This is a genomic window from Ruegeria sp. C8, assembly GCF_056537565.1.
The window spans coordinates 137,005-158,911 of sequence record NZ_JBQFRV010000001.1 but is presented as its reverse complement, the minus strand read 5'-3'; the positions used below and the strand labels follow the sequence as shown (position 1 = coordinate 158,911).

Sequence of the window (21,907 nt, the reverse complement as noted above, 5' to 3'; positions counted from 1 at the left end):
AGCCGCGCCCCTCAACCGGCGCGGCTTCTTGATTTTTAAAGAGGTTTCTGAGTACACGAGACTACCGCTCGTTGTTCGGACTTTTGGGGTCCGGCCCATGCTCAGAAGAAACCCGACCGATCTCTACGATCATTCGCACTCAATTGATGAGAGTATCAGACTTGACCAAGAAAACACTGATCACCAAAGCCGTTGTCATGCTGCCGGTTCTGGCCGCGCTGACGGCCTGTATTCCGTCGCCCGAAGACCTTGAGACCACTCCTGTTCAGGTCAACACTCCGCAGGGCGTCGTGACCTGTCAGCTTTACCGTCATGATCGCGTGACCTGGGACCGCGCGATTGATTTCCCAGCCACTAAGATGTCGGTGAAGCAGGCCGATGCATATTGCCGTCAGGAAGGCCAGCGCCGCTTGAAGTAAGCCGGTTGGCGCCCTGTGCTGGGCGCCTCCGATCAGCGATTTCGGAACAACCCGCCTAGAATTCCCCGCACGATGCGACGGCCGGTTGTTCCCTTCAGCTCTTTAATGACGGCCTCACTCATAGCCGTTGCAAAAGTGTCTTTCTTACGCACTACCCGAGACGTTGAGCGCCCAACCCGGCTACCTGAATACCGGCGCGCCGAGCTATATTCGCGCTCCATCGGGGTTTGTTGTTCGATGATCTCTTCCGCCTCTGCGGCCTCGGCCTCTTTGGCGGCAGCCTCCGCACGGGCTTGCAGGATTTCAAAGGCCGATTTGCGATCGACCAGCGTGTCATATTTCGCCGCCATCGGTGAGGCTTGCAGAATACCCTGACGCTCAGATCCCGAAATTGGGCCAAGCTGCGATCCCGGTGGGCGAATCAAAGTCCGCTCGACAATTCCCGGCACGCCTTTTTTCTGCAGCATTGAGGTTACGGCCTCACCAACCCCAACCTCTCGGATCGCGGCCTCGGTATCGAAGGCAGGATTCTCGCGGTAGGTTTCCGCCGCCATACGAAGGCTCTTGCGGTCCCGCGCGGTGAAGGCGCGCAGCGCATGCTGTACCCGGTTGCCCAACTGCCCCAGAATATCCTCGGGAATGTCAGCGGGGTTCTGCGTGATGAAATACACCCCAACACCCTTGGAGCGGATGAGGCGCGCGACCTGCTCGACCTTGTCGACCAGTACCTTGGGCGCATCATCAAACAGAAGGTGCGCTTCGTCGAAAAAGAAGACCAGCTTGGGCTTTTCCGGATCGCCGACCTCTGGCAGTTCCTCGAACAGCTCACTCAGCAGCCACAACAGGAACGTGGCATAAAGTCGAGGCGCGCCCATCAGCTTGTCCGAGGCCAGTATGTTCACCATCCCCTGACCGTTTTCATCCGTTCGCATGAGATCGGCCAGATCCAGCGCGGGTTCTCCGAACAATTTGGTGCCACCTTGGTTTTCCAATACCAAAAGACGGCGTTGAATGGCTCCGATAGAGGCCGTTGAGACATTGCCGTAGCGCAGCGACAGCTGCGCCCTATTCTCACCGATCCACACAAGAAGCGCCTGCAGGTCTTTGAGATCCAGCAGCGGCATCCCTTCTTCATCGGCGACCCGGAACGCGATATTAAGAATCCCCTCCTGCGCTTCGCTCAGTTCCATAAGGCGCGACAACAGCAGAGGGCCCATTTCTGTTACCGTGGTTCGAACCGGATGCCCCTGTTCGCCGAACAGATCCCAGAACGTGACCGGACATGCGGCGTAGGAGAAATCAGAAAAGCCGATCCGTTCCGCGCGCTCGGTAAACGCCTGATGCAACTTATGGGTTGCGCTGCCTGCCAGAGCCAAGCCGGACAGGTCTCCTTTGACGTCCGACAGGAAAACAGGCACGCCCGCTTGCGAAAAACCTTCGGCCAGGATCTGGAGAGTGACCGTCTTGCCCGTCCCCGTGGCCCCTGCGATCAGCCCGTGGCGGTTTGCATATTTCAGCGTCAAACCCTGAGGCGTTCCGTATTCGTCACCCGCACCGCCCAGAAAAATCTCTTTACCCATGTAATTGCAGCCTTTTTTCTCTGATCCGCAACCAGCATACAAACTTAACCTTTGGCTGCCATAGTCTATTCGTTCCCTTTGTAGCCCCTGGTTGCGAAGGGGACACTTCCTCCCTGTCGACTGGCCGTGCCTTCGGGCACGGCTTTTTTCATGGAAGTGGGCGAATAAAACTGTGCTGATTAGTGCATTAAATTTTTCTGTTAGCGGTTGACCCCTGCTCCCCCCTTTCGTAACGTCTGCACATAACTAAGTCGGCCAGTCCGACGGGGAGAAAAATTTTGGGAAGAGGGCTGCTCCACCAGCCCTCTTTTCTTTTGCCTGTATTGGTCCTTGAGCGGGGTTTGGCCCAAGAAAGCAGTCACAATGATATCGGTTATTCGGTTAGCGACTGACAGCCGCAGCGAAGGATGCTAGATGAGGCAAAACAAACAGCAAACCGAGGCATTCATGTTCAAGAAACTCCTCTCGTTTAATACTCTGGCAGCCGTTCTGATGAGCGGAGCGGTTAGCGCGCAGGAAACGACTTCCGAAGGCACGACCACTGAAGGCACTGGGGCCGATGCGGGCGCGGGCCTCGATTTGGGCCAATCCGGCCCGCGTGTGGGTGAGCAATTTGTCAAAGAAGAATCCGGCGATTGGGATGTCTCCTGCATCAAGGCACCGGAAGGCGAAGACCCTTGTGCGATCGTTCAGGTTCTGAACGGCCCTCAGGGTGATCCGATTGCAGAAGTGTCCATCGGCAAGCTGCCCGAAGGCGGAGCGGCTGTTGCATGGGCCAATGTGATCGTACCGTTGGAGACCCTGCTACAAGCGCAACTGGCCCTGTCGATCGACGGCGCACCGCGCAAGCTTTACAACTACCACCATTGTCTGCCTGTTGGCTGTGTCGCGCAGCTGGGCCTCAGCCAGGGTGACATTGACGCGATGAAAGCGGGCAGCAAAGCGACCTTCTCGCTGGTTCCCGCGCGCTTCCCCGATCAGGTTATAACAATGGATATGTCCCTGTCGGGCTTCACTTCGGGCTTTGACGGGCTGGCCGTTAACGTCAACTAAGTCAGCTGCGAATAGAGATCGCCGCCGCAGCTTTGTGGCGGCGATTTTCTTTGCGGCTCAGACGCTCTTGAGCGCCAAGACCGCATTCAACCCGCCAAACGCAAACGCATTGCTGAGCGCCACGTCGACCTTAGCTTCACGCGCGACGTTTGGCACCACGTCCAGCGCACATTCCGGGTCAGGTTCTTCATAACCGATGGTGGGCGCGATAACGCCGTCCCGCAGCGCCATGATGCAGGCCAAAAGCTCCACCGCTCCGGTGCCTCCGATCAAGTGGCCGTGCATGGATTTCGTCGATGAGATCATCAGATCATCCGCATGCGGTCCAAACACATCCGCCACGGCGGCGCATTCTGTTTTGTCATTCGCCGCAGTGCCTGTGCCATGCGCGTTGATATAGCACACATCGCTGGCGTTCAGCTTGGCATCCGCCAACGCGCCGGCCATCGCTCGTGCGGCACCCTGCTTGCTGGGCATCACGATATCGGACGCATCCGAGGACATGGCGAATCCCACAACCTCACACAGGATATCTGCGCCGCGGGCGCGGGCATGTTCGTATTCCTCGAACACAAAGACACCGGCACCCTCGCCCTGCACCATCCCGTTGCGGTTGGCGCTAAAGGGGCGGCAGGCATCCTTCGACATCACGCGCAGACCTTCCCAGGCCTTTACACCGCCGAAACACAGCATGGATTCCGATCCACCCGTGATCATCGCAGGCGCGGCTCCGCTGCGCACCATCTGAAACGCCTGTGCCATGGCATGGTTCGAGGATGCACAGGCCGTCGAAACGGTAAAGCTGGGACCTTTGAGGTTGTGCTCCATTGAGACATGGCTGGCCGCCGCGTTATTCATCAGCTTGGGCACCACAAAGGGATGTACCCGGTTCTTACCGTCTTCATAGACCGAGCGGTAATTGTCATCCCAGGTCGAGACACCTCCGCCCGCCGTGCCCAGAACTACGCCGGAACGCGCCGCGAGCTCGCCGTGGAACTGAATGCCCGACTGGTCGATCGCTTCCTTCGCGGCTGTCAGAGTGAACTGCGTGAACCGATCATAGAGAGACATCTGCTGTCGGTTAAAGCGCCCTTCGGCTTCGAACCCCCGCACTTGACCGCCGATCTTGATCGCCAGACGGTCAACATCGCGGAATTCCAGATCCGAGATACCGCAACGCCCTTCGCGCATGGCCTCGAGCGTGTCGGGGACCGAATGACCCAGCGAGTTGATGGTGCCCGCCCCGGTAATGACAACCCGTTTCATTGTTTCGGGTCAAACCTTTTCCGACACAAGCTGTTCGATGCCGGCAATGATCGCGGCCACGTTCGAGATGTCGAAATCGTTGGCCTCGGGCTCATTGGCGTTAAAGGGAACCGAGATGTCGAACTCTTCCTCGATGGCAAAGATGCTTTCGACCAAACCCAGGCTGTCGATGCCCAAATCCGCAAGTGTGCTGTCGGGTGTGACATCCGATGGCTCCAGAACGGCCTGCTCTGCAATGATTGCGATGACGCGGTCGCTGATGCTCATGTTGATCCCCTGGCTATCAATCTGAGGATGATTTAATCGCTCGGAGACTGTTTGAAAACAGCCTTTTTCAATGCCTCGACGTCGCGAGCCATGCGCGGCAAGCGGCGTTGTGCCTTGTAGATCTCAGTATGGGTTTCCATCTTGACGCTCGGATAGCCCATGATCACACGGCCAGCTGGCACGTTAGACAGGATCTTGGTTGCGCCCCCCGCGATCACGCCATCGCCAATGAAGATATTGTCAGCCACGCCGGTTTGACCGCCAAGAACCACGTTGTTTCCCACATCGACTGAGCCAGACAATCCACTTTGACCGCACAGCAGACAATCGCGCCCGATGCGCGTGTTGTGACCCACATGCACAAGGTTATCGAGCTTCGAACCATCGCCAATTCGCGTGTTTCGGATCGTACCATTGTCGATCGTGCAGTTAGAGCCGACCTCGACATCGTCCCCGATTTCCACTGCGCCAAGAGAATGGATGCGCAGCCAGCTTTGCGCTTTCGCATCGCCCTGGTCGCCCAACGTCTTGCGCGCGTTTTCAACACCTGAAATCTCAGGAGTAACAAAGCTGAACCCGTCGGAACCAATACGCGCGCCGGGTTGGGCGATGAAGCGGTCTCCGATTTGCGCACGCGCACCGATGCTGACCATTTCGCGGAGATGGGCTTGCTCACCCAACACCACGTCCATTCCGATTGTACAGTGCGGACCGATCACCGATCCCGAGCCAATCTTCGCCCGCGCGCCGATAACGGCCAGCGGGCCGATCGAAACGCCCTCACCAATCTCGGCCGCCGGGTCGATCACAGCCGAGGGGTGAACACCCGGTTCAACACCCTGCCCCCGGTCCAGCATTGTCGTGATACCAGCCATCGCCATGCGGGGGCGCGTAATAAAGATCGCAGCGCGCAGGCCCATTGCTTGCCAATCCGCGCCTTCCCACAGCATTGCCGCGCGGGCCTCACCGCCCGAAAGCGTTTCGGCATATTTGGGGGACATTGCCATCGCCAGATCGGTTGGTCCGGCATCACCCGGTTCAGCGGCCCGCAGAATTGTCAGGTCTGTTTCACCCTGACACTCGGCCCCAAGGCTTTCGGCGATCTGTTGGATGGTGAACTGCATAGCGGGCGTCCTCTTGGGCAGGATTTACCCTGAGTGCTTACCCCTGAACGTCCGGCAGGGCCACCCCTGCCTTTTGCAGCGCGTCCCAAATTTTGGCATCGCGGTTATAGACGTCACGGCGATACTGAACCTCACCCTTCGGGCCGATATAGGCGGTGCGATAGATCAGGTGGACGGGCACTTTCTTGTCCAACTTCACCGTCGTTTCTTTGCCGGTATTCAATACACGGTGGAAGAACGCCTTGGGGTCCTCTTCCTGTTTGGACAGCAGCGCATAGGCGAACTCGAAAGGTTGCGCCAGGCGGATGCACCCGTGCGAGAACGCCCGAACCTCACGCGCAAACAGAGATTTCTGAGGCGTATCATGTAGATAGATGTTGTACTTGTTAGGGAACATGAACTTCACCAGCCCTAGCGCATTGCTTTTGCTAGGGGGCTGACGCATCGCGAACGGGAAGTTGCGTGCGGTAAACTGGGTGAAGTCGACAGCTCCTCGATTGACCTGACGACCACTGCGGTCCGTGATCTGGATATGGCCCACCGCGTTCGGGTTCGATTGCAGTTTCGGCAGGTATTCCTTGGTGATGATCGAGCGTGGCACATACCAGCTGGGATTGATCACCATATGCTCCATCTCATCCGAGAATTCCGGGCTGCGGCGATCATGTACGTTTTTGCCGATCACGGCGCGGGTCTCGAACGTGACCAGCCCGTCATCCACGATCTTTGCCGAGAAGTCGGCCTGATTGACCAATACATGCCGCTCGCCCCGTTCCCGCGGCAGCCAGCGCTCCCGCTCCAAGGCGACATAGACGGCCTTTAAACGGTCCGAAGCCGGTCGGTTCAGCTCGGTGATGGTGCCTTGTCCGGCCACACCGTCCGATTCCAGTCCGTGTGCCGTTTGGAACGCCTGAACGGCCGCAAGCAGGGCGTCATCAAACTCCGGGCTGGCAGTGGGTTTTAGGTAACCCATCGCAACTAGCCGGTTGCGCAGTTTGATCACATTCGGACCGGTATCGCCGTATTCCAGTTTAGAGACCGGAACAGTCGGCCCCCACCCGCCCTGACGAATCAGGCTCTCCAACGCGATCTTTTGCTTCATCAAAGCGCGATATTGGGCAGTCTGCGGGATCAGAGTTTCAAAATACGCCGCACCCTGGGTGTTCAGCGCCTCAAGATGTTGGTTTGCATCGAGGCGTTTAACCTTGCGCACAAGACCATCGTCAATACTGGCGGGCCGCAAGGCGCCGGAATAGATGTCATCTGCATAGCTCAGGAAGATACGCGTCAACTGAGCCTCGACCGTGCCCAAATCGCGAACCGAACGTGCCTCAGCCATCTGATCGACCAAGGCCTGCACGTCATACGCGGCGGGCAATCCATGGCGCTCGGTCTCGGACAGGGCTTTGATCAACGCTGCGCGGCGTTTTGCGTGTTCCCGCGTATCGCCGACCCACAGAGGGGTAAAGCCATTGCTGCGGTAAAATTCCGAAATCTGATCAGAGGCAGAGGTATTTTCGACAACCGCCATCCGAAATGCCGTGTTTGAACCCTCGCCTGATGACGCGTTCGCGATGGATGCCGTCGCCAGAAAAAAGGCGGTGAAAACAAAACTGGTACTGGTCCGAAACACTGAGAGCATGGGATGGCCTTGGTTCTTCAATAACTTATGCGATGTCTGCCGGAGCTTTATTTATATATGGTTTTCAGCCATTGGGCTTGTCTATTCACAAATACCTTACCTATTTTCTTCTTTTGCGCCCTGATGCGCGTTTGCATCTACCCGATGCCGAAAACACTCAGTTGCTCAATAAAATGACTCATTTGCATCACCTGCGCAAAAAACTGCCGAAAATTCCCCCTAACAAGGGTGCATTCCAAAGACTTCTTGGCCGACGATTCCAACTGTGCCATACATTCGCCATCTGGGATGGGAAAATATTAAGACAGCGCGCGTAACATCGTGCGCAGGCAGGAACAGTACGGGACGAAACAAAAATGACCAAGAGCAGTACTTCGGGTATTACCCGTCGTGCCCTTCTGGGCGCATTCGCGGCAACGGCCGTGGCGGCAGCACCGACTTTTTCCAACGCAGCAGGTTTCCTTCGTGGCGGTGGTGATATCCGCCGGATTCGCATGTATTCCGGTCGCACGGGTGAGCGGATTGACATGGTTTACTGGGTTGACGGCAAATACATCAAAGACGCCGTGAAAGAAGTGAATCATTTCATGCGTGACTGGCGGACTGATCAGTCGAAAGCGATGGATCTGCGTACAATCGACATCATGGCGGCGTCTCACAACCTTTTGGATGCTGATGAGCCCTATATGCTCCTTTCGGGGTATCGCTCGCCACAAACCAACGCCATGCTGCGGTCCAAATCGCGCCGGGTGGCGCGGAACTCGCTTCACATGCAGGGACAGGCGGCTGACCTGCGCCTCGCATCCCGCTCGGTTTCGCAGATGGCCAAAGCGGCCATGTCCTGTCGTGCAGGCGGTGTTGGACAATACTACCGCTCGAACTTCGTCCACATGGATTGCGGCGTCGTTCGTAGTTGGCGCGGCTAAGCGGGCTCTCGTTTACTGAGATGTATATGGCAGGCCATTAGGTCTGCCTGAGTGTTGTTGCAAAACTCGAATTCTGCTGGAACAGGCTGCTGCAATTGGCGGCTTTTGTTTGTTGCAGAGCCAATCACCCAACGTTTCTCTAGCTTGTTCAGGCCAAAGATATTCTCCAATTCAAACATCTAGCGGATACAACGACCACGACGGTGGGACTGAACAAATCATCAAGTCTGTGAGAAGTGGCGCACCTGAGAGGATTCGAACCTCTGGCCTCTGCCTTCGGAGGGCAGCGCTCTATCCAGCTGAGCTACAGGTGCCTTGGCCGTTAGCTAACCTTGTTCCGAGCCGGGTGCAACTGGAAAACGGACCGGCTCGGCCGAGATTTAGGCGAAGAGATCATGCGCCAGTTCAAGCGCGTCGATCAGGGTGTCGACCTCATCCGTGGTGTTATAGAGGCCAAAGCTGGCGCGGCAGGTGGCCGTAACACCAAGGTGATCCATCAAAGGGCCGGCGCAATGGTGACCGGCGCGAACAGCGACGCCTTTCTTGTCGAGAATCGTCGAGACATCATGCGCATGCCCTGCCCCATCCAGCGTGAAGCTGAAGATCGCGGCCTTGTCAGGCCGTGTGCCCTGAACCTGTAGCCAGTTCAGACCATTCAAACGCTGCATGGCATAATCGCGAAGACCCGCTTCATGGTTGGCGATGTTCGCCATCCCCAGATCCATCATATAGTCCAGGGCCACCCCGAGACCGATAGTTTGTACGATGCCCGGCGTGCCAGCCTCAAACTTCATCGGTGGATCATTGTAGATGACCTGATCCTTGCTGACCTCTTTGATCATGTCGCCGCCGCCGATGAAGGGGCGCATTTCGGCCATTCGTTCGGATTTGATATAGATCGCACCGGAACCGGATGGGCCATAGAGTTTGTGCCCGGTAATGGCATAGAAATCACAGCCGATATCCTGCACGTTGACCGGCATATGAACGGCACCTTGGCTGCCATCAACCAAGACCGGCACGCCCTTGGCATGCGCGCCTTCGGTGATGGTCTTCACGTCGACCACGGTGCCCAACACGTTCGAACATTGCGTGACCGCGACCAGTTTTGTCTTGGGGCCGATCGCGTCAATCACAGCCTGCGGATCAAGCCCGCCGTCTGCATCTACATCGACCCATTTCAGTACCACGCCCTGACGCTCGCGCAGGAAATGCCAGGGCACGATGTTGGCGTGGTGCTCCATCACGCTGAGGACGATCTCATCCCCCGCTTCAAGCCGAGGCATGGCCCAGCCATAGGCGACCAGATTGATCCCCTCGGTCGTGCCGGAGTTCAGAACAATCTCATCCTCATCCGCAACACCTAGAAAGCGCGCAACGGTGCCGCGCACGGACTCATATTTCTCGGTCGCGAGGTTCGAGAGGTAGTGAAGCCCGCGATGCACGTTGGAGTATTCCTCGGCATAGGCGCGCGTAACGGCATCAATCACGACCTGAGGTTTCTGCGCCGACGCGCCATTGTCCAGATATGTCAGGGGTTTGCCGTTCACCTGCCGCGACAGGATCGGGAAATCAGACCGGATTTTCTGCACATCATACATGAGAGATCTTTCTAGACAGGACCCAACGGGTTGAGAAATAGGACAAAAGGTACCGCCAGCAACGCCGTCAACAATATGACGCCAAAGGACTTGCCCAGAGATCCAAACTTGTGTGCCTCATTCAGAAAATGAAGCGTTATGTAGAGGCTGTAGATGGCCGTTGCCAGGATCAGAGGGGCCAAAAAAGCGACCGTGATCAAGCTCAGCGCGAGGGTCGCGACCAGTGCTGCGATTTGCAGAAACTGCAGCCAGATCGTCAAGATCATCAGATCTTCAAAACGCCCCGTTCCGCCCAGAAAACGCCCGACATAGAGAAAGGCCAGAATGCTGAACAGCATCGTTCCTGCGGATCGGATCAGCACAACCGGGATCGATTGGGATACAGTTGGGCCACCCGATGCAGCGATCGACAGATCTATGCCCATCTGCGCTATGCAATTGAGGACAACGGCCAGAAAAAACGCCAGCCACAAAACCTCTCGCCCCGGGTTGAGGGCTAAAATCTGTCGCGCCGCTTCGGCAGGTTTTCTGAGCGTCAGGCTCGCCAGCGGGCCCAGGGGGGGTATAGTCATTCAGCCGACCTTTGTGCTTGTCGCAATCCGGATAACCAGAACCAGACAAAAACGGCAACCCAAATCAATCCGACCAAAGTTTGAGTCGGACCGGGGCCAATGAACCCGGCGACCAGTCCGTTAAGCAAAACCAAAGGCGCCGAAGACAGGAGCGCCCAGAACAATGCCAATCGGGCACCATAGGCACTTCCCTGCCCGCCCACCAGACGCGCGGCCCAATGCGACACCAAAGCCAGCGTGTAAAAGAACAACGGCAGGATGAAGACCGAGCCCAAAAGCGCTCCGCCCAGAAGTATGTTCAACTCGACCTGCTCAAGATGCGCGCGGCGGGCTAAGCTGGGCATCTGCGCGATGAAAGACACCACGCAAAAGGCCATGACGAAAATCAGCGCTCGGTCTTCGCGCGGCCCCATATCCAGAAGCCGGCGCACAACGCGCCCCGGCCCCCGGTATGTGGCAACGATATCTGATGAGACCGGCATATTAGCTGTGACGCGAAAGCCAGCCTTCCAGACGGGTCACGATCTCTTCGGCCAGTGTCTCGTCCTCGATTTCATCCACCGCCTCGGCAAGGAAAGCAAGCGTTAGCATATTGGTGGCGTCCTTCGTCGGAACCCCGCGCGAGCGCAGGTAGAACAAAGCGGTCTCATCAATCGCGCCCGAGGTCGACCCGTGCGAACAGGCGACATCATCGGCGTAGATTTCAAGCTCGGGCTTGGCGAGAAACTGGCTGTCATCGTCCAACAAAAGCGACTGGCTGATCTGGTAGCCATCGGTTTTCTGCGCGCCTTCCTTCACAAGGATCTTGCCTTGGAACACGCCCGTCGCGCCGTTGCGCAGGACCTTCTTGAACACCTGACGGCTTTCGCAATTCACCGCGTCATGGGTGACAAAAACGGTGTCGTCATGGTGAAAATCACCGTCCCCGACGCAAGCACCGGCCACATGGGCTACGGCGTCATCACCGGTCAGTTCAACCACCTGCTCGTTACGAGTCAGCACGCCATTGGCTGTCAGAGTGAACGACTTGTAAGTCGATTCCTGACCGAGTCGCGTGAACATATGGGTCGCGGCCCGGCGTTCGTGATCGCGGCCCTGCGCCCGGACATGGTGCAAGGTCCCGTTATCGGCGATGTCGATCTCCATGCATTTGTTGAAGCGCGACGCGGCGGGACCATTTTCGAGGATCGTGGCCTCGGCATCGCTTTCAACACGGATAACGTGGTGCAGGATCGCGTCCGAGTCTTCCGACTCGTGACGATACACCAGATTGATTGGCTTAGACGGCTTGCCGGTTACATGGATGGCAACACCGTCGGTCGCGAATGCGGTGTTCAAAGCAGCCAGAGGGCGCTGAACCGGGCTTTGGCCCCGCTCTTCGAGCTTGCCGTAAAGATCTTTGGCCCAGTGGATATCCTTGCAGCAGATATCCTCCAGCCGGTCGATCTTGACACCTTCGAGGCTCAGATCATCCGAGGCTTCGGCATCGAACACACCATCGACGAACACGATCTGCAGCCGATCGACATCGTTGAACACCATCGGCTCGCCCGAGTCGAAAATGGCAGCCTTGGGCGCATCGGCCGAGACCAGCGTATCCGGACGCGTGTATTTCCAGTATTCATCGCGACGGCTTGGAAGACCCATTTCACGTACCCGGGCCAAAGCCCCTTGGCGCGCGGCCTTGGTACAGCCGGGATCAGGCATCGTCAGTGAGGCCAGACGCTCTTCGGTTGCGGTCTGTTTTGCTTGCGGTAAGGCCATCAGTTCACCTCGGCAAGAATGTCGGAGTAACCGTTGTTTTCAACTTCCAGCGCCAGCTCAGGACCGCCCGATTTCACGATGCGGCCATCGGCCATGATGTGAACGACATCCGGTTTGATGTGGTCCAGCAGGCGCTGGTAGTGGGTGATGACCAGGAAGCCACGCCCCTCATCCCGCAGCGCGTTCACGCCTTCGGAGACCAGCTTCATCGCATCCACGTCGAGGCCCGAGTCGGTCTCGTCCAGAATGCACATTTTGGGCTCCAGCATCGCCATCTGAAGGATTTCATTGCGCTTTTTCTCACCGCCGGAGAATCCGACATTGACCGGACGCTTCAGCATATCCGCGTCGATCTTCAGCGATTTGGCCTTTTCGCGCACGAGTTTCAGGAAATCCGCAGCCGAAAGCTCTTCCTCCCCGCGCGCTTTGCGTTGCGCGTTCACAGCGGTTCGCAGGAAGGTCATGTTGCCGACGCCCGGGATCTCAACCGGGTATTGGAACGCGAGGAACACACCAGCCGCGGCGCGCTCTTCCGGCTCCATCTCCAACAGGTCTTCGCCGTCCAGAGTGGCCGAGCCTTCGGTGACCTCATAGCCATCGCGCCCCGACAGCACATAGCTGAGCGTCGACTTGCCGGAGCCGTTCGGCCCCATGATCGCATGCACCTTGCCAGCCTCAACCGTCAGGTCCACACCTTTGAGAATTTGCTTGTCTTCTTCTTCAAGCTGTACGTGCAGGTTCTTGATTTCCAGCATGTTTTGTCCTTTTGCGTATCGCAAGAGGGCGCGCGGCCCCCGCGTAAATTCTGATTTCAGAGAAGCTTGGGTTTAACCCACAGACCCTTCGAGACTGATGGCCACCAACTGCTGGGCCTCCATCGCAAATTCCATCGGCAGCGCCTGCAGAACGTCCTTGCAGAATCCATTGACGACGAGCGCCACGGCCTCTTCCTCGTCCATGCCACGTTGACGGCAGTAGAACAGCTGATCGTCGTCCACTTTCGAGGTCGTCGCCTCATGCTCGACGCGGCTCGAGTTGTTTTTGACCTCGATATACGGCACTGTATGCGCCCCGCATTTGTCACCGATCAGCAAGCTGTCACATTGGGTGTAGTTGCGGCTGTCTTTGGCCTTCGGGTGCATCGAGACTAGACCACGATAGGTGTTCTGCGCCTTGCCCGCGCTGATGCCCTTGGAGACGATGCGCGATTTGGTGTTCTTGCCCAGGTGAACCATCTTGGTGCCGGTGTCGGCCTGCTGATAGTTGTTGGCAATCGCGATCGAGTAGAACTCACCCTGGCTTTCCTCACCACGCAGGATGCAGGACGGGTATTTCCACGTCACGGCCGAGCCGGTTTCCACCTGCGTCCACATCACCTTGGAGCGATCCCCACGGCAATCGGCACGCTTGGTCACGAAGTTATAGATACCGCCCTTGCCGTTCTCGTCCCCGGGGAACCAGTTCTGAACGGTCGAGTATTTCACCTCGGCGTCTTCTTCGACGATGATCTCGACCACAGCCGCGTGCAGTTGCGCGGTGTCGCGCTGAGGTGCGGTGCAGCCTTCCAAGTAGCTGACGTAGCTGCCTTTATCGGCGATGATCAAGGTACGCTCGAACTGGCCGGTGTTCTCCGCATTGATACGGAAATAGGTGCTTAGTTCCATCGGGCAGCGGACGCCCGGCGGGATATAGACGAACGAGCCATCCGAGAACACAGCCGAATTCAGCGTGGCATAGAAGTTGTCCGACACCGGAACCACGGTGCCCAGATATTTCTTCACCAGTTCAGGATGCTCTTTGATCGCTTCCGAGATCGAGCAGAAGATAACGCCGGCCTTCTTCAACTCGGCTTGGAAAGTTGTACCAACGGAAACTGAGTCAAACACGGCGTCGACGGCCACTTTACGACCCTCTGCGGGCATATCCTCGGCGCCTTCGACACCTGCCAGAATCATCTGTTCTTTCAGAGGGATACCCAGCTTTTCGTAAGTGGCCAGAAGCTTGGGGTCGACCTCATCCAAGGATTTGGGCTTCTCTTCCATGGATTTCGGACGGGCATAGTAATACTGGTCCTGAAAGTCGATCTCAGGGTAGTTGACCATGGCCCATTTCGGCTCTTCCATCTTGGTCCAGCGCTCGAAGGCCGACAGACGCCATTCGGTCATCCATTCGGGCTCTTCGTTCTTTTCCGAGATCAGTCGAACGATATCCGGGTTAACGCCCTTCGGCGCATACTCCATCTCGATCTCGGTTTCCCAGCCGTATTTATAAGTGCTGACCTCGCGTACCGCATCCACGGTTTCCTGATCGACACCCTCTTTTACCTGGGTCTGGTCCAAAGCGGCCATTGTTTACCCTCCGTCAGATCACGCGGCCCGCGCGTGATGCTTTTTCTCTTTCTCAAGCCACGTTTCGGCGAAACGCAGCACATCTTCCTTGGTAGTCCGAGGTCCCAGCGACACGCGGATTGCGCTGGCTGCCGTCCCCTCATCAAATCCCATCGCAGTCAGAACAGCACTGGCGCGGACCTTTCCGCTTGAACAGGCCGAGCCCGCACTGACCGCAAAACCAGACAGGTCCATCTGCATGACCTGCGTTTCACCCTTCCAGCCGGGCGACGCGAAACATGACGTGTTTGGCAGGCGAGTCTGGTCTTTCCCGACAAAAATAGGTGATCTTTCACCAGCCTCAAGGGCGTTTTCTAGAATATTTCTAAATTCTTCGACCTGCTCCCAAACACCATTGGCAAGATCTTGGGCTGCTGCTTCAGCAGCGGCTCCGAACCCCACGATTCCAATGACGTTTTCGGTTCCAGAGCGCCGGCCCATCTCTTGCCCGCCGCCCTTGATCTGAGCAGGCAGGTCCGTGCCGCGTTTCATCACAACAGCTCCGATCCCTTTCGGCCCACCCAGTTTATGCGCAGACACTAGCGCCATCTGAACGTCCATCCAATTGAAAGCAATCGGCAGTTTGCCAAATGCCTGGGTCGCATCGGTCACCGCCAGCCCCTTCGGTAGCGTCTGCACGATACCCGTTTCCGAGTTCGCAACTTGCAGCGTCGCATTCGCTGGCTCGTTCACAGTGGCCATCCCGTCCGAAGAAACCAAGATATCCTCGGCAATCCACGCTCTTACCGCGTCATGCTCAATTGATGCACCGTGCAGATTTCGACCCGCCAAAGCCAAAGCGGCACCTTCGGTCGAACCTGAGGTAAATACGATATCCGCACCATCAGCCCCAAAAGCCGATGCCACCTGCGCCCGTGCGCGTTCGATAAAAGCCTTCGCCGCGCGCCCCTCGGCATGGACCGACGATGGGTTCCCGCAGACATCCATTGCCGCGATCATTGCGTCCCGCGCTTCGGGCCGCAAAGGCGTGGTGGCGTTGTGATCGAGATAAACACGATTCATGGAGTCATATTTTCCCAGATATTTCTGAAACTTGTACTCAGAGGCTACGGATCACTCGTCCACAACAGCAAACAGGTTAGGAACCGCCGGACAGGGCGCGAGGTCGTTCTTGATCACGTCAGACAGACGGGTCTGATGCAGGAACACATAGACATGTGCGCTGAGGCTTTCCCAAAGACGGTTCGTCAGGGATTGCGCCCGGCTGCCGGAGGACGCGCCCGAGGCCCCGGCCCCCTTGGCCATTGCATCCACCGTCTCATCTACGGCGGACAGAATCTCGACAACGCGGATCTCCGACGGCTGCCGTGCAAGACGATATCCCCCACCCGGTCCACGCGTAGATGTCACAAGCTCGGCCCGGCGCAGTTTCACGAACAACTGCTCCAGATACGGCAGCGAGATATCCTGCCGTTCCGAGATTTCACCCAGTGTCACGATCTTGTCCGAGGGCTGCAGCGCAATGTCCGCCAGCGCCACCATGGCATACCGGCCCTTTGTCGACAGCTTCATTGTCATTTCCCTTCGGCAAGTTGGACGCGAAATCATTGACGCCGCCGCCGCCAGTGCGTATCTCCGACTGACAGCGCGTTGCGCAGGATATCACATTTAGAACCGTTCTAAGGTGCCCAACGAATACAGTCAAGTATTTCCCGGCGCCCAAGATAAAGACAGGACCAAAGCACACATGCCCGAGGTGATTTTTCCCGGACCCGAAGGCCGCCTGGAAGGCCGCTACCACCCGCAAAAGGAAAAAGACGCACCGATCGCCATCGTGCTTCACCCGCATCCTCAGTTCGGCGGGACCATGAACAACAAGGTGGTCTATAATCTGCACTACGCGTTCTACAACATGGGCTTCACCGTGTTGCGCTTCAACTTCCGCGGTGTAGGCCGCAGCCAGGGCGAGTATGACCAGGGTGTGGGCGAGTTGAGCGATGCCGCCTCGGCACTAGATTATCTGCAGTCGATGAACAACAACTCCAAGCATTGCTGGGTTGCTGGCTTCTCTTTCGGTGCCTGGATCGGAATGCAGTTGTTGATGCGCCGCCCGGAAATCACCGGTTTCATCAGCGTGTCACCCCCGGCGAATATGTACGACTTTTCGTTCCTCGCCCCCTGCCCGTCTTCGGGTCTGATCATCAATGGCTCGTCCGACCGCGTGGCGCCTCCGGCGGATACAACTGCGCTTGTCAACAAGTTGCATGAGCAGAAGGGCATCACGATCACTCATAATGAGGTCGAAGGCGCGGATCATTTCTTCCAGGATCAGCACATGGATACGCTCATCACCGATGTCAGCGACTATGTAAAACGACGCCTGACTGAGAACACGCGCTGATGACAGACACCATCAATACCCTCGCTGCGAAACTGGCCGAGGATACATTGAAGGTCATGGACGAAACCGGCGATGACCGGTTTTACATGGAGGTCGGCAACCTGCTTGCAGCCTCCTCCCAATCTCTGGAAGAGGCCTTTCTGACCGAGATCCGCGTGCGCCTGTCTGAACGCCAGGCCCGCCAATTCGTGATCAAACGTCTGACAGATCACCGCTCCAAGCTGAAAGCGATTGAAAAACAATGAATGATCGACTGTCCGCGCAAATCGCGTTTCTGAAACAAGCGGACAGGTTGAAGACGGTGGATCGGGCAAACACCCTGCTGGATCAGTCTCGCCCGGAAAATTCTGCAGAACACAGCTGGCATCTTGCGCTTTGGGCGCTGGTCATGGGACCTCTGGCAGGGCCGGACGTGTCGATTGATCGAGCCATCCGCATGTTGTTGCTGCATGATCTGGTCGAGATCATTGTGGGCGACAACCCAATCCATCTCGAGACCGACTGGCAGAGCGTCGCCAAGGCTGAACACGCCGCGGCTCTGGACTTGTTCGGACTATTGCCGCCAGACCAGGCCCGGATTTTTCTGGACCTCTGGACGGAATTCGAAGCGGATCAGACGCCCGACGCCAAGTTCGCCAAAATGCTCGACCGGTGTCAGCCTCTGTTTCAGGTGCTGTATGCTTCTCCTAAACGGCCCGACCATATTGAGATCGCCCGTGAGAACCTCGCGACCGGGCGCGCGGCTTATCTGAGTGAGGCGCTGCCTCAAGCCTATGAACACGCGGTTGCGTTATTGTCGGAAGCACCGACCGAGGATAACAGCTTCACCCAACGGCTGACGTTTCTGGTTGAGGCAGATCAGTTGAAATCCGTCATGCGCGCATCGCGCCTCATGGCGACTGATCGGTTCGAAAACTCGGCCGAGCACTCGTGGCACATCATGCTGTACGCATGGGTTCTGGCGGAACACTCCGACGCAGAGGCACAGTTGGACCGTGTCCTGCAAATGCTGCTGCTTCACGATATCGTCGAGATAGATGCCGGAGATCACCCAATCCACGGTCAGGTCAATCACGCCGCCCAAGCCGAAAAGGAAGAGGCCGCAGCCCGACGCCTGTTCGGATTATTGCCCCAAGATCAGACGCAGGCATTCTCCGATCTCTGGCATGAGTTTGAGAGTGCCAACTCTGCAGATGCGCGGTTTGCCAAGGCTGTTGACCGGTTTCAGACTCCAATTGCCAATCTTGAAACGGGCGGCGGCTCGTGGGTGGACTATGCCGTGACCTACCCTCAGATCGAAGCGCGGGTACGGCCCGCCATCGAACGCGGTGCGCCCGGTCTTTGGGATTGGTTGCAACCGTATTTGGCAGATTACTTTACGGTTTCAGCGAGGGGCTAGGCAAAAGAAAAAGGGCCAATAAGGCCCTTTTCCCTGCTTGGATCTTGATTAACGCCAAAACTACAAAACAAAGAAACCAACTAACATTTGGGCTGCATCAGAACTGACGGACCCCCCGTCTGCAAGCCACCCTAGCGCCGCAATAAGAGTCGAAGCAAAAACGACGTATTTAATAAACACAGTCATTGAAAAACTCGAAAACAAATCAACAAATACTGTTCTGTTATTTGCATAAATTGTGATCAGATCGTAGTCAGGTATACCCGACCTTTATCTTGTGGTGTCACGCACCCAAGCAACCGAATGTGCTTGCCGGGGCGGCCTGTTTCATGTTGAGAATTCGCGCGTGATTTGCATGCAAAAGGTTGAGATCATGCCCAAAGCCTACCTGATCCTGCTGATGGCCGTCTTTGCCGAAACCGTAGGCACAACGGCCTTACAGGCCAGTCAGCAATTCTCGCGCTTCTGGCCTTCGGTTCTGGTCGTAGTTGCTTACGGGCTGGCGTTTTACCTGTTGGGATTGACGTTGAAATACATGCCAGTGGGCATCGTCTATGCGATCTGGTCCGGGCTTGGGATTTTTTTCATCGCAATCATCGGCTTTGTGGTGTTCGGGCAAAAGCTCGACCTGTGCGCGGTTCTCGGGCTGACACTGATTTTGGCCGGAATCCTAGTCATTCATCTGTTTTCAAAGACCGCAGGCCACTGAACGCCGGTTTGGGCTGGTATATTGCCTCAAGCCGCGCTATGCGCCGGGCAACTTCCCGTTCAAAGGCTGACCTCTCATGGACCTGCGCAATATCGCAATCATCGCTCACGTGGACCACGGTAAAACGACCCTGGTGGATGAGCTGCTCAAACAATCCGGCGCGTTCCGGGAAAATCAGGCCGTGGCGGAACGCGCCATGGACAGCAACGATCTGGAACGCGAGCGCGGCATTACCATTCTGGCCAAGGCGACCTCGGTCGAATGGAAAGGCACGCGCATCAATATCGTCGACACCCCCGGCCACGCCGATTTTGGCGGCGAGGTTGAGCGCATCCTAAGCATGGTGGACGGTGTTGTCCTATTGGTTGATGCGGCTGAAGGCCCGATGCCTCAGACCAAATTCGTGACTTCCAAAGCGCTGGCATTGGGCCTGCGCCCCATCGTGGTCCTGAACAAGGTCGACAAACCCGATGCTGAACCCGACCGTGCTTTGGATGAGTGTTTCGACCTCTTTGCCAACCTCGGCGCAGATGATGATCAACTGGACTTCCCGGCCATGTATGCCTCGGGCCGTTCAGGCTGGGCGGATATGGAGCTGGATGGGCCGCGCAAGGACCTGACAGCGCTTTTTGATCTGGTCGTCGATCACGTGCCTGCGCCGAAACAGGCCGAAAAGAAGGACGAGCCGTTCCGCATGCTGGCAACCACCTTGGGCAGCGACCCGTTCATCGGCCGTATTCTTACGGGTCGTGTGGAAAGCGGTACTCTGAAAGCGGGCGACAGTCTCAAGGCACTCAGCCGCGATGGCTCGCTGATCGAGAATTTCCGGGCGTCGAAAATTCTGGCCTTCCGCGGTCTGGCCCAACAGCCGATCGATGTGGCCGAGGCCGGTGACATCGTGACCATCGCAGGTATGAGCAAAGCCACCGTCGCAGACTCGCTAGTGGCGCCGCAGGTTGAAGAGGCCCTGCCCGCTCAGCCCATCGACCCGCCGACCATTACCGTGACCTTTGGCATCAACGACTCGCCTCTGGCTGGTCGTGACGGCAAAAAGGTGCAGTCCCGCGTCATCCGCGACCGCCTGATGAAAGAGGCAGAGTCGAACGTCGCGATCCGCATCACTGACACGCCCGGCGGCGAGGCGTTCGAAGTGGCCGGTCGAGGCGAATTGCAGATGGGCGTTCTGATCGAGAATATGCGCCGCGAAGGGTTCGAGCTCAGCATCTCTCGTCCGCAGGTTCTGTTCCGCGAGGAAGAAGGTCAACGGCTGGAGCCCGTCGAAGAAGTCACGATCGATGTGGATGACGAATACTCGGGGGCTGTTATCGAAAAGATCACCGGTGCGCGTAAGGGCGAACTGGTCGAGATGCGCCCCGCCGGCGCCGGCAAGACCCGGATCATCGCACATGTGCCGTCCCGTGGCCTGATTGGCTATCACGGAGAGTTCCTGACCGACACCCGCGGGACCGGCGTTCTGAATCGCGTGTTCCATGGCTGGGCCGCACATAAAGGTCAAATCCCGGGCCGCCGCGCAGGCGTTCTGATCTCGATGGAGAATGGCCAGGCAGTCGCTTACGCTCTGTGGAACCTCGAAGAGCGTGGCCGCATGTTCGTTGGCCCTCAGACCGATGTCTATCAGGGCATGGTAATTGGTGAACATTCCCGCGACAACGATCTGGAAGTGAACCCGCTAAAGGGCAAGAAGCTGACCAACGTGCGGGCCAGCGGCTCGGACGACGCGGTGCGCCTGACGCCCCACATTCAGTTCTCGCTGGAAGAAGCCATCGCCTATATTGATGACGACGAACTGGTCGAGGTGACGCCCAACGCAATCCGTCTTCGCAAGCGATTCCTTGACCCGCATGAGCGGAAACGGATGGCGAAAGCCGGATAAAACGCCGTTCTCGATTGGGAAACAATGCCATTTTTGTGACATTATTTCCTCAATCCTGAAAAATGGTATTCTAGGAAAGGTCAGCCCTCGGCTGGCCTTTCTTATTGGTTTTTAATGATTTTTGCGTTTTTTTCGGTCCTTTGGCAATCTCGCCAAGTGGGCGCCAACTTGCAAGTTCGACCTTAAAAAGGTGTAATCTTGTTCAAAGTGTGACGTCGTTCATACAAGCCCATTTGGTTTTGATGCATAAGTTCGACGCAGAGATTAACGAGTACCGAGGAGTTCCATCATGGGCATCCATTCCAGCAAACTAAAAGTAATCGCCGCAGCTGTTGCCGTTCAAATGGTAGGCGTTACAGCCGCACAAGCCGCATGTACCGTCTCAACGGCACGTCAGGCAGCAAGCTCGCCCGAGATCCTCTGCGAATGTGACGCCGTCACATCGGGTATGATCCGCTACATTCAGCGTCGCGCCGATTTCGGCAACTTCCTGGCCCGTACCGGCGCGGAATGCCCGCAACTGGCCGCGCTGCTTTCGGACTTGCCGACCGCATCCACAGGGTTCGCTGATCAAAGATCCGGGGATGGCAAACCTGATGGAAATCCCGGTACTACGGGTGGTCCGTCTGGAAATCCTCCGGGTGACGATGGCGGTCCCGATGACAAAGGCGGCGACGACGGCAAAGGTGGCGACGACGGCAAAGGTGGCGACGACGGCAAAGGCGGCGACGACGGCAAAGGTGGCGACGACGGCAAAGGTGGCGACGACGGCAAAGGTGGCGACGACGGCAAAGGTGGCGACGACGGCAAAGGTGGCGACGTCACATAACAAATTCTGAGGTTTTTGATCCTGCTTAGAACACAATTCCAACTGCAGGTTTGTTGTGCACTGCGAGAATCCAAAAGGGCGCCCAAGCAGGCGCCCTTACCTCATCAGACTGT

22 protein-coding genes and 1 tRNA gene are annotated in these 21,907 nt (G+C 57.1%); 9 read left to right on the top strand and 14 right to left on the bottom strand.

Annotation, left to right across the window (positions count from 1 at the left end):
• Positions 1-161 precede the first annotated feature (161 nt).
• Positions 162-419: a hypothetical protein gene (locus tag ACR0KL_RS00780; RefSeq protein ID WP_425082780.1), complete on the top strand. Its 258-nt coding sequence runs from the start codon at positions 162-164 to the stop codon at positions 417-419.
• A 32-nt stretch (positions 420-451) separates the two neighbouring features.
• Here ACR0KL_RS00780 and ACR0KL_RS00775 read toward each other — a convergent pair whose 3' ends face one another.
• Complete coding sequence (locus ACR0KL_RS00775; protein WP_170676041.1) at positions 452-1,999, bottom strand: helicase HerA-like domain-containing protein; 1,548 nt, start codon at positions 1,997-1,999, stop codon at positions 452-454.
• Between the two features lie 447 nt (positions 2,000-2,446).
• Between ACR0KL_RS00775 and ACR0KL_RS00770 the strand changes: the two genes are divergently transcribed.
• Positions 2,447-3,052 carry an invasion associated locus B family protein gene (locus ACR0KL_RS00770; RefSeq protein WP_170676040.1) on the top strand — a complete coding sequence of 202 codons (606 nt, stop codon included), beginning with the start codon at positions 2,447-2,449 and terminating at the stop codon, positions 3,050-3,052.
• 57 nt (positions 3,053-3,109) lie between these two features.
• On the opposite strand, the gene ACR0KL_RS00765 is transcribed toward ACR0KL_RS00770, so the two are convergent.
• The 4 genes from ACR0KL_RS00765 to ACR0KL_RS00750 are packed head-to-tail and all read right to left on the bottom strand — an operon-like array spanning position 3,110 to position 7,351.
• On the bottom strand, positions 3,110-4,318 hold the full coding sequence (locus tag ACR0KL_RS00765; RefSeq protein ID WP_170479505.1) for a beta-ketoacyl-[acyl-carrier-protein] synthase family protein: 1,209 nt from the start codon (positions 4,316-4,318) through the stop codon (positions 3,110-3,112).
• A gap of 9 nt (positions 4,319-4,327) precedes the next feature.
• Positions 4,328-4,585 (bottom strand): acyl carrier protein, encoded by a 258-nt coding sequence (locus ACR0KL_RS00760; protein ID WP_170373697.1) that lies wholly within the window; start codon positions 4,583-4,585, stop codon positions 4,328-4,330.
• Between the two features lie 32 nt (positions 4,586-4,617).
• Positions 4,618-5,709 (bottom strand): UDP-3-O-(3-hydroxymyristoyl)glucosamine N-acyltransferase, encoded by a 1,092-nt coding sequence (gene lpxD, locus ACR0KL_RS00755; RefSeq protein WP_480776542.1) that lies wholly within the window; start codon positions 5,707-5,709, stop codon positions 4,618-4,620.
• 37 nt (positions 5,710-5,746) lie between these two features.
• Positions 5,747-7,351 (bottom strand): L,D-transpeptidase scaffold domain-containing protein, encoded by a 1,605-nt coding sequence (locus tag ACR0KL_RS00750; RefSeq protein ID WP_170676038.1) that lies wholly within the window; start codon positions 7,349-7,351, stop codon positions 5,747-5,749.
• 356 nt (positions 7,352-7,707) lie between these two features.
• Here ACR0KL_RS00750 and mepK point away from each other — a divergent pair, with 356 nt between their 5' ends.
• Positions 7,708-8,277: a peptidoglycan L,D-endopeptidase MepK gene (gene mepK / locus ACR0KL_RS00745; RefSeq protein ID WP_170676037.1), complete on the top strand. Its 570-nt coding sequence runs from the start codon at positions 7,708-7,710 to the stop codon at positions 8,275-8,277.
• A 237-nt stretch (positions 8,278-8,514) separates the two neighbouring features.
• Here the strand turns inward: mepK and ACR0KL_RS00740 are convergent.
• The 9 genes from ACR0KL_RS00740 to iscR form a co-directional block, all read right to left on the bottom strand.
• Positions 8,515-8,591, bottom strand: a tRNA-Arg gene (locus tag ACR0KL_RS00740).
• A 66-nt stretch (positions 8,592-8,657) separates the two neighbouring features.
• Positions 8,658-9,878 carry a cysteine desulfurase gene (locus ACR0KL_RS00735; RefSeq protein WP_170676036.1) on the bottom strand — a complete coding sequence of 407 codons (1,221 nt, stop codon included), beginning with the start codon at positions 9,876-9,878 and terminating at the stop codon, positions 8,658-8,660.
• Positions 9,879-9,889: 11 nt separating this feature from the next.
• A complete protein-coding gene (locus tag ACR0KL_RS00730) occupies positions 9,890-10,450 on the bottom strand; it encodes a YIP1 family protein (protein WP_170676035.1) in 561 nt (186 codons plus the stop codon).
• Positions 10,447-10,932: a YIP1 family protein gene (locus tag ACR0KL_RS00725; protein ID WP_170676034.1), complete on the bottom strand. Its 486-nt coding sequence runs from the start codon at positions 10,930-10,932 to the stop codon at positions 10,447-10,449. Before ACR0KL_RS00725 ends, ACR0KL_RS00730 begins: the two co-directional genes overlap by 4 nt.
• A gap of 1 nt (position 10,933) precedes the next feature.
• On the bottom strand, positions 10,934-12,214 hold the full coding sequence (sufD, locus tag ACR0KL_RS00720; RefSeq protein WP_480776541.1) for a Fe-S cluster assembly protein SufD: 1,281 nt from the start codon (positions 12,212-12,214) through the stop codon (positions 10,934-10,936).
• Positions 12,214-12,969 (bottom strand): Fe-S cluster assembly ATPase SufC, encoded by a 756-nt coding sequence (gene sufC / locus ACR0KL_RS00715; RefSeq protein ID WP_170373689.1) that lies wholly within the window; start codon positions 12,967-12,969, stop codon positions 12,214-12,216. Before sufC ends, sufD begins: the two co-directional genes overlap by 1 nt.
• Before the next feature lie 72 nt (positions 12,970-13,041).
• Positions 13,042-14,562 carry a Fe-S cluster assembly protein SufB gene (gene sufB, locus ACR0KL_RS00710; RefSeq protein ID WP_170373688.1) on the bottom strand — a complete coding sequence of 507 codons (1,521 nt, stop codon included), beginning with the start codon at positions 14,560-14,562 and terminating at the stop codon, positions 13,042-13,044.
• A gap of 18 nt (positions 14,563-14,580) precedes the next feature.
• Positions 14,581-15,624, bottom strand: a complete 1,044-nt coding sequence (locus tag ACR0KL_RS00705; RefSeq protein ID WP_170676032.1) for a cysteine desulfurase family protein — start codon at positions 15,622-15,624, stop codon at positions 14,581-14,583.
• Between the two features lie 51 nt (positions 15,625-15,675).
• On the bottom strand, positions 15,676-16,134 hold the full coding sequence (gene iscR / locus ACR0KL_RS00700) for a Fe-S cluster assembly transcriptional regulator IscR (RefSeq protein WP_170373686.1): 459 nt from the start codon (positions 16,132-16,134) through the stop codon (positions 15,676-15,678).
• 175 nt (positions 16,135-16,309) lie between these two features.
• Here iscR and ACR0KL_RS00695 point away from each other — a divergent pair, with 175 nt between their 5' ends.
• The 6 genes from ACR0KL_RS00695 to ACR0KL_RS00670 all read left to right on the top strand — a co-directional run bounded on the left by ACR0KL_RS00695 (position 16,310) and on the right by ACR0KL_RS00670 (position 21,794).
• Positions 16,310-16,963, top strand: coding sequence for an alpha/beta hydrolase (locus tag ACR0KL_RS00695; protein WP_170373685.1), 654 nt, complete (start codon positions 16,310-16,312; stop codon positions 16,961-16,963).
• Entirely contained in the window at positions 16,963-17,208 is a 246-nt protein-coding gene (locus ACR0KL_RS00690; protein WP_170373684.1) for a hypothetical protein, read from the top strand. The genes ACR0KL_RS00695 and ACR0KL_RS00690 overlap by 1 nt, the downstream gene beginning before the upstream one ends.
• Complete coding sequence (locus tag ACR0KL_RS00685) at positions 17,205-18,362, top strand: HD domain-containing protein (protein WP_170676031.1); 1,158 nt, start codon at positions 17,205-17,207, stop codon at positions 18,360-18,362. The genes ACR0KL_RS00690 and ACR0KL_RS00685 overlap by 4 nt, the downstream gene beginning before the upstream one ends.
• A 373-nt stretch (positions 18,363-18,735) precedes the next feature.
• On the top strand, positions 18,736-19,071 hold the full coding sequence (locus ACR0KL_RS00680) for an SMR family transporter (RefSeq protein ID WP_480776540.1): 336 nt from the start codon (positions 18,736-18,738) through the stop codon (positions 19,069-19,071).
• A 76-nt stretch (positions 19,072-19,147) separates the two neighbouring features.
• On the top strand, positions 19,148-20,965 hold the full coding sequence (typA, locus tag ACR0KL_RS00675) for a translational GTPase TypA (protein ID WP_480776539.1): 1,818 nt from the start codon (positions 19,148-19,150) through the stop codon (positions 20,963-20,965).
• A 289-nt stretch (positions 20,966-21,254) separates the two neighbouring features.
• Positions 21,255-21,794 carry a hypothetical protein gene (locus ACR0KL_RS00670; RefSeq protein WP_480538529.1) on the top strand — a complete coding sequence of 180 codons (540 nt, stop codon included), beginning with the start codon at positions 21,255-21,257 and terminating at the stop codon, positions 21,792-21,794.
• The last annotated feature ends 113 nt before the right edge of the window (positions 21,795-21,907 follow it).

Coding starts and splice junctions, on each gene's coding strand:
- ACR0KL_RS00775 (WP_170676041.1), bottom strand. CDS start 1,999: ATGGGTAAAGAGATTTTTCTGGGCGGTGCGGGTGACGAATACGGAACG.
- ACR0KL_RS00770 (WP_170676040.1), top strand. CDS start 2,447: ATGTTCAAGAAACTCCTCTCGTTTAATACTCTGGCAGCCGTTCTGATG.
- ACR0KL_RS00765 (WP_170479505.1), bottom strand. CDS start 4,318: ATGAAACGGGTTGTCATTACCGGGGCGGGCACCATCAACTCGCTGGGT.
- ACR0KL_RS00760 (WP_170373697.1), bottom strand. CDS start 4,585: ATGAGCATCAGCGACCGCGTCATCGCAATCATTGCAGAGCAGGCCGTT.
- lpxD (WP_480776542.1), bottom strand. CDS start 5,709: ATGCAGTTCACCATCCAACAGATCGCCGAAAGCCTTGGGGCCGAGTGT.
- ACR0KL_RS00750 (WP_170676038.1), bottom strand. CDS start 7,351: ATGCTCTCAGTGTTTCGGACCAGTACCAGTTTTGTTTTCACCGCCTTT.
- mepK (WP_170676037.1), top strand. CDS start 7,708: ATGACCAAGAGCAGTACTTCGGGTATTACCCGTCGTGCCCTTCTGGGC.
- ACR0KL_RS00735 (WP_170676036.1), bottom strand. CDS start 9,878: ATGTATGATGTGCAGAAAATCCGGTCTGATTTCCCGATCCTGTCGCGG.
- ACR0KL_RS00730 (WP_170676035.1), bottom strand. CDS start 10,450: ATGACTATACCCCCCCTGGGCCCGCTGGCGAGCCTGACGCTCAGAAAA.
- ACR0KL_RS00725 (WP_170676034.1), bottom strand. CDS start 10,932: ATGCCGGTCTCATCAGATATCGTTGCCACATACCGGGGGCCGGGGCGC.
- sufD (WP_480776541.1), bottom strand. CDS start 12,214: ATGGCCTTACCGCAAGCAAAACAGACCGCAACCGAAGAGCGTCTGGCC.
- sufC (WP_170373689.1), bottom strand. CDS start 12,969: ATGCTGGAAATCAAGAACCTGCACGTACAGCTTGAAGAAGAAGACAAG.
- sufB (WP_170373688.1), bottom strand. CDS start 14,562: ATGGCCGCTTTGGACCAGACCCAGGTAAAAGAGGGTGTCGATCAGGAA.
- ACR0KL_RS00705 (WP_170676032.1), bottom strand. CDS start 15,624: ATGAATCGTGTTTATCTCGATCACAACGCCACCACGCCTTTGCGGCCC.
- iscR (WP_170373686.1), bottom strand. CDS start 16,134: ATGAAGCTGTCGACAAAGGGCCGGTATGCCATGGTGGCGCTGGCGGAC.
- ACR0KL_RS00695 (WP_170373685.1), top strand. CDS start 16,310: ATGCCCGAGGTGATTTTTCCCGGACCCGAAGGCCGCCTGGAAGGCCGC.
- ACR0KL_RS00690 (WP_170373684.1), top strand. CDS start 16,963: ATGACAGACACCATCAATACCCTCGCTGCGAAACTGGCCGAGGATACA.
- ACR0KL_RS00685 (WP_170676031.1), top strand. CDS start 17,205: ATGAATGATCGACTGTCCGCGCAAATCGCGTTTCTGAAACAAGCGGAC.
- ACR0KL_RS00680 (WP_480776540.1), top strand. CDS start 18,736: ATGCCCAAAGCCTACCTGATCCTGCTGATGGCCGTCTTTGCCGAAACC.
- typA (WP_480776539.1), top strand. CDS start 19,148: ATGGACCTGCGCAATATCGCAATCATCGCTCACGTGGACCACGGTAAA.
- ACR0KL_RS00670 (WP_480538529.1), top strand. CDS start 21,255: ATGGGCATCCATTCCAGCAAACTAAAAGTAATCGCCGCAGCTGTTGCC.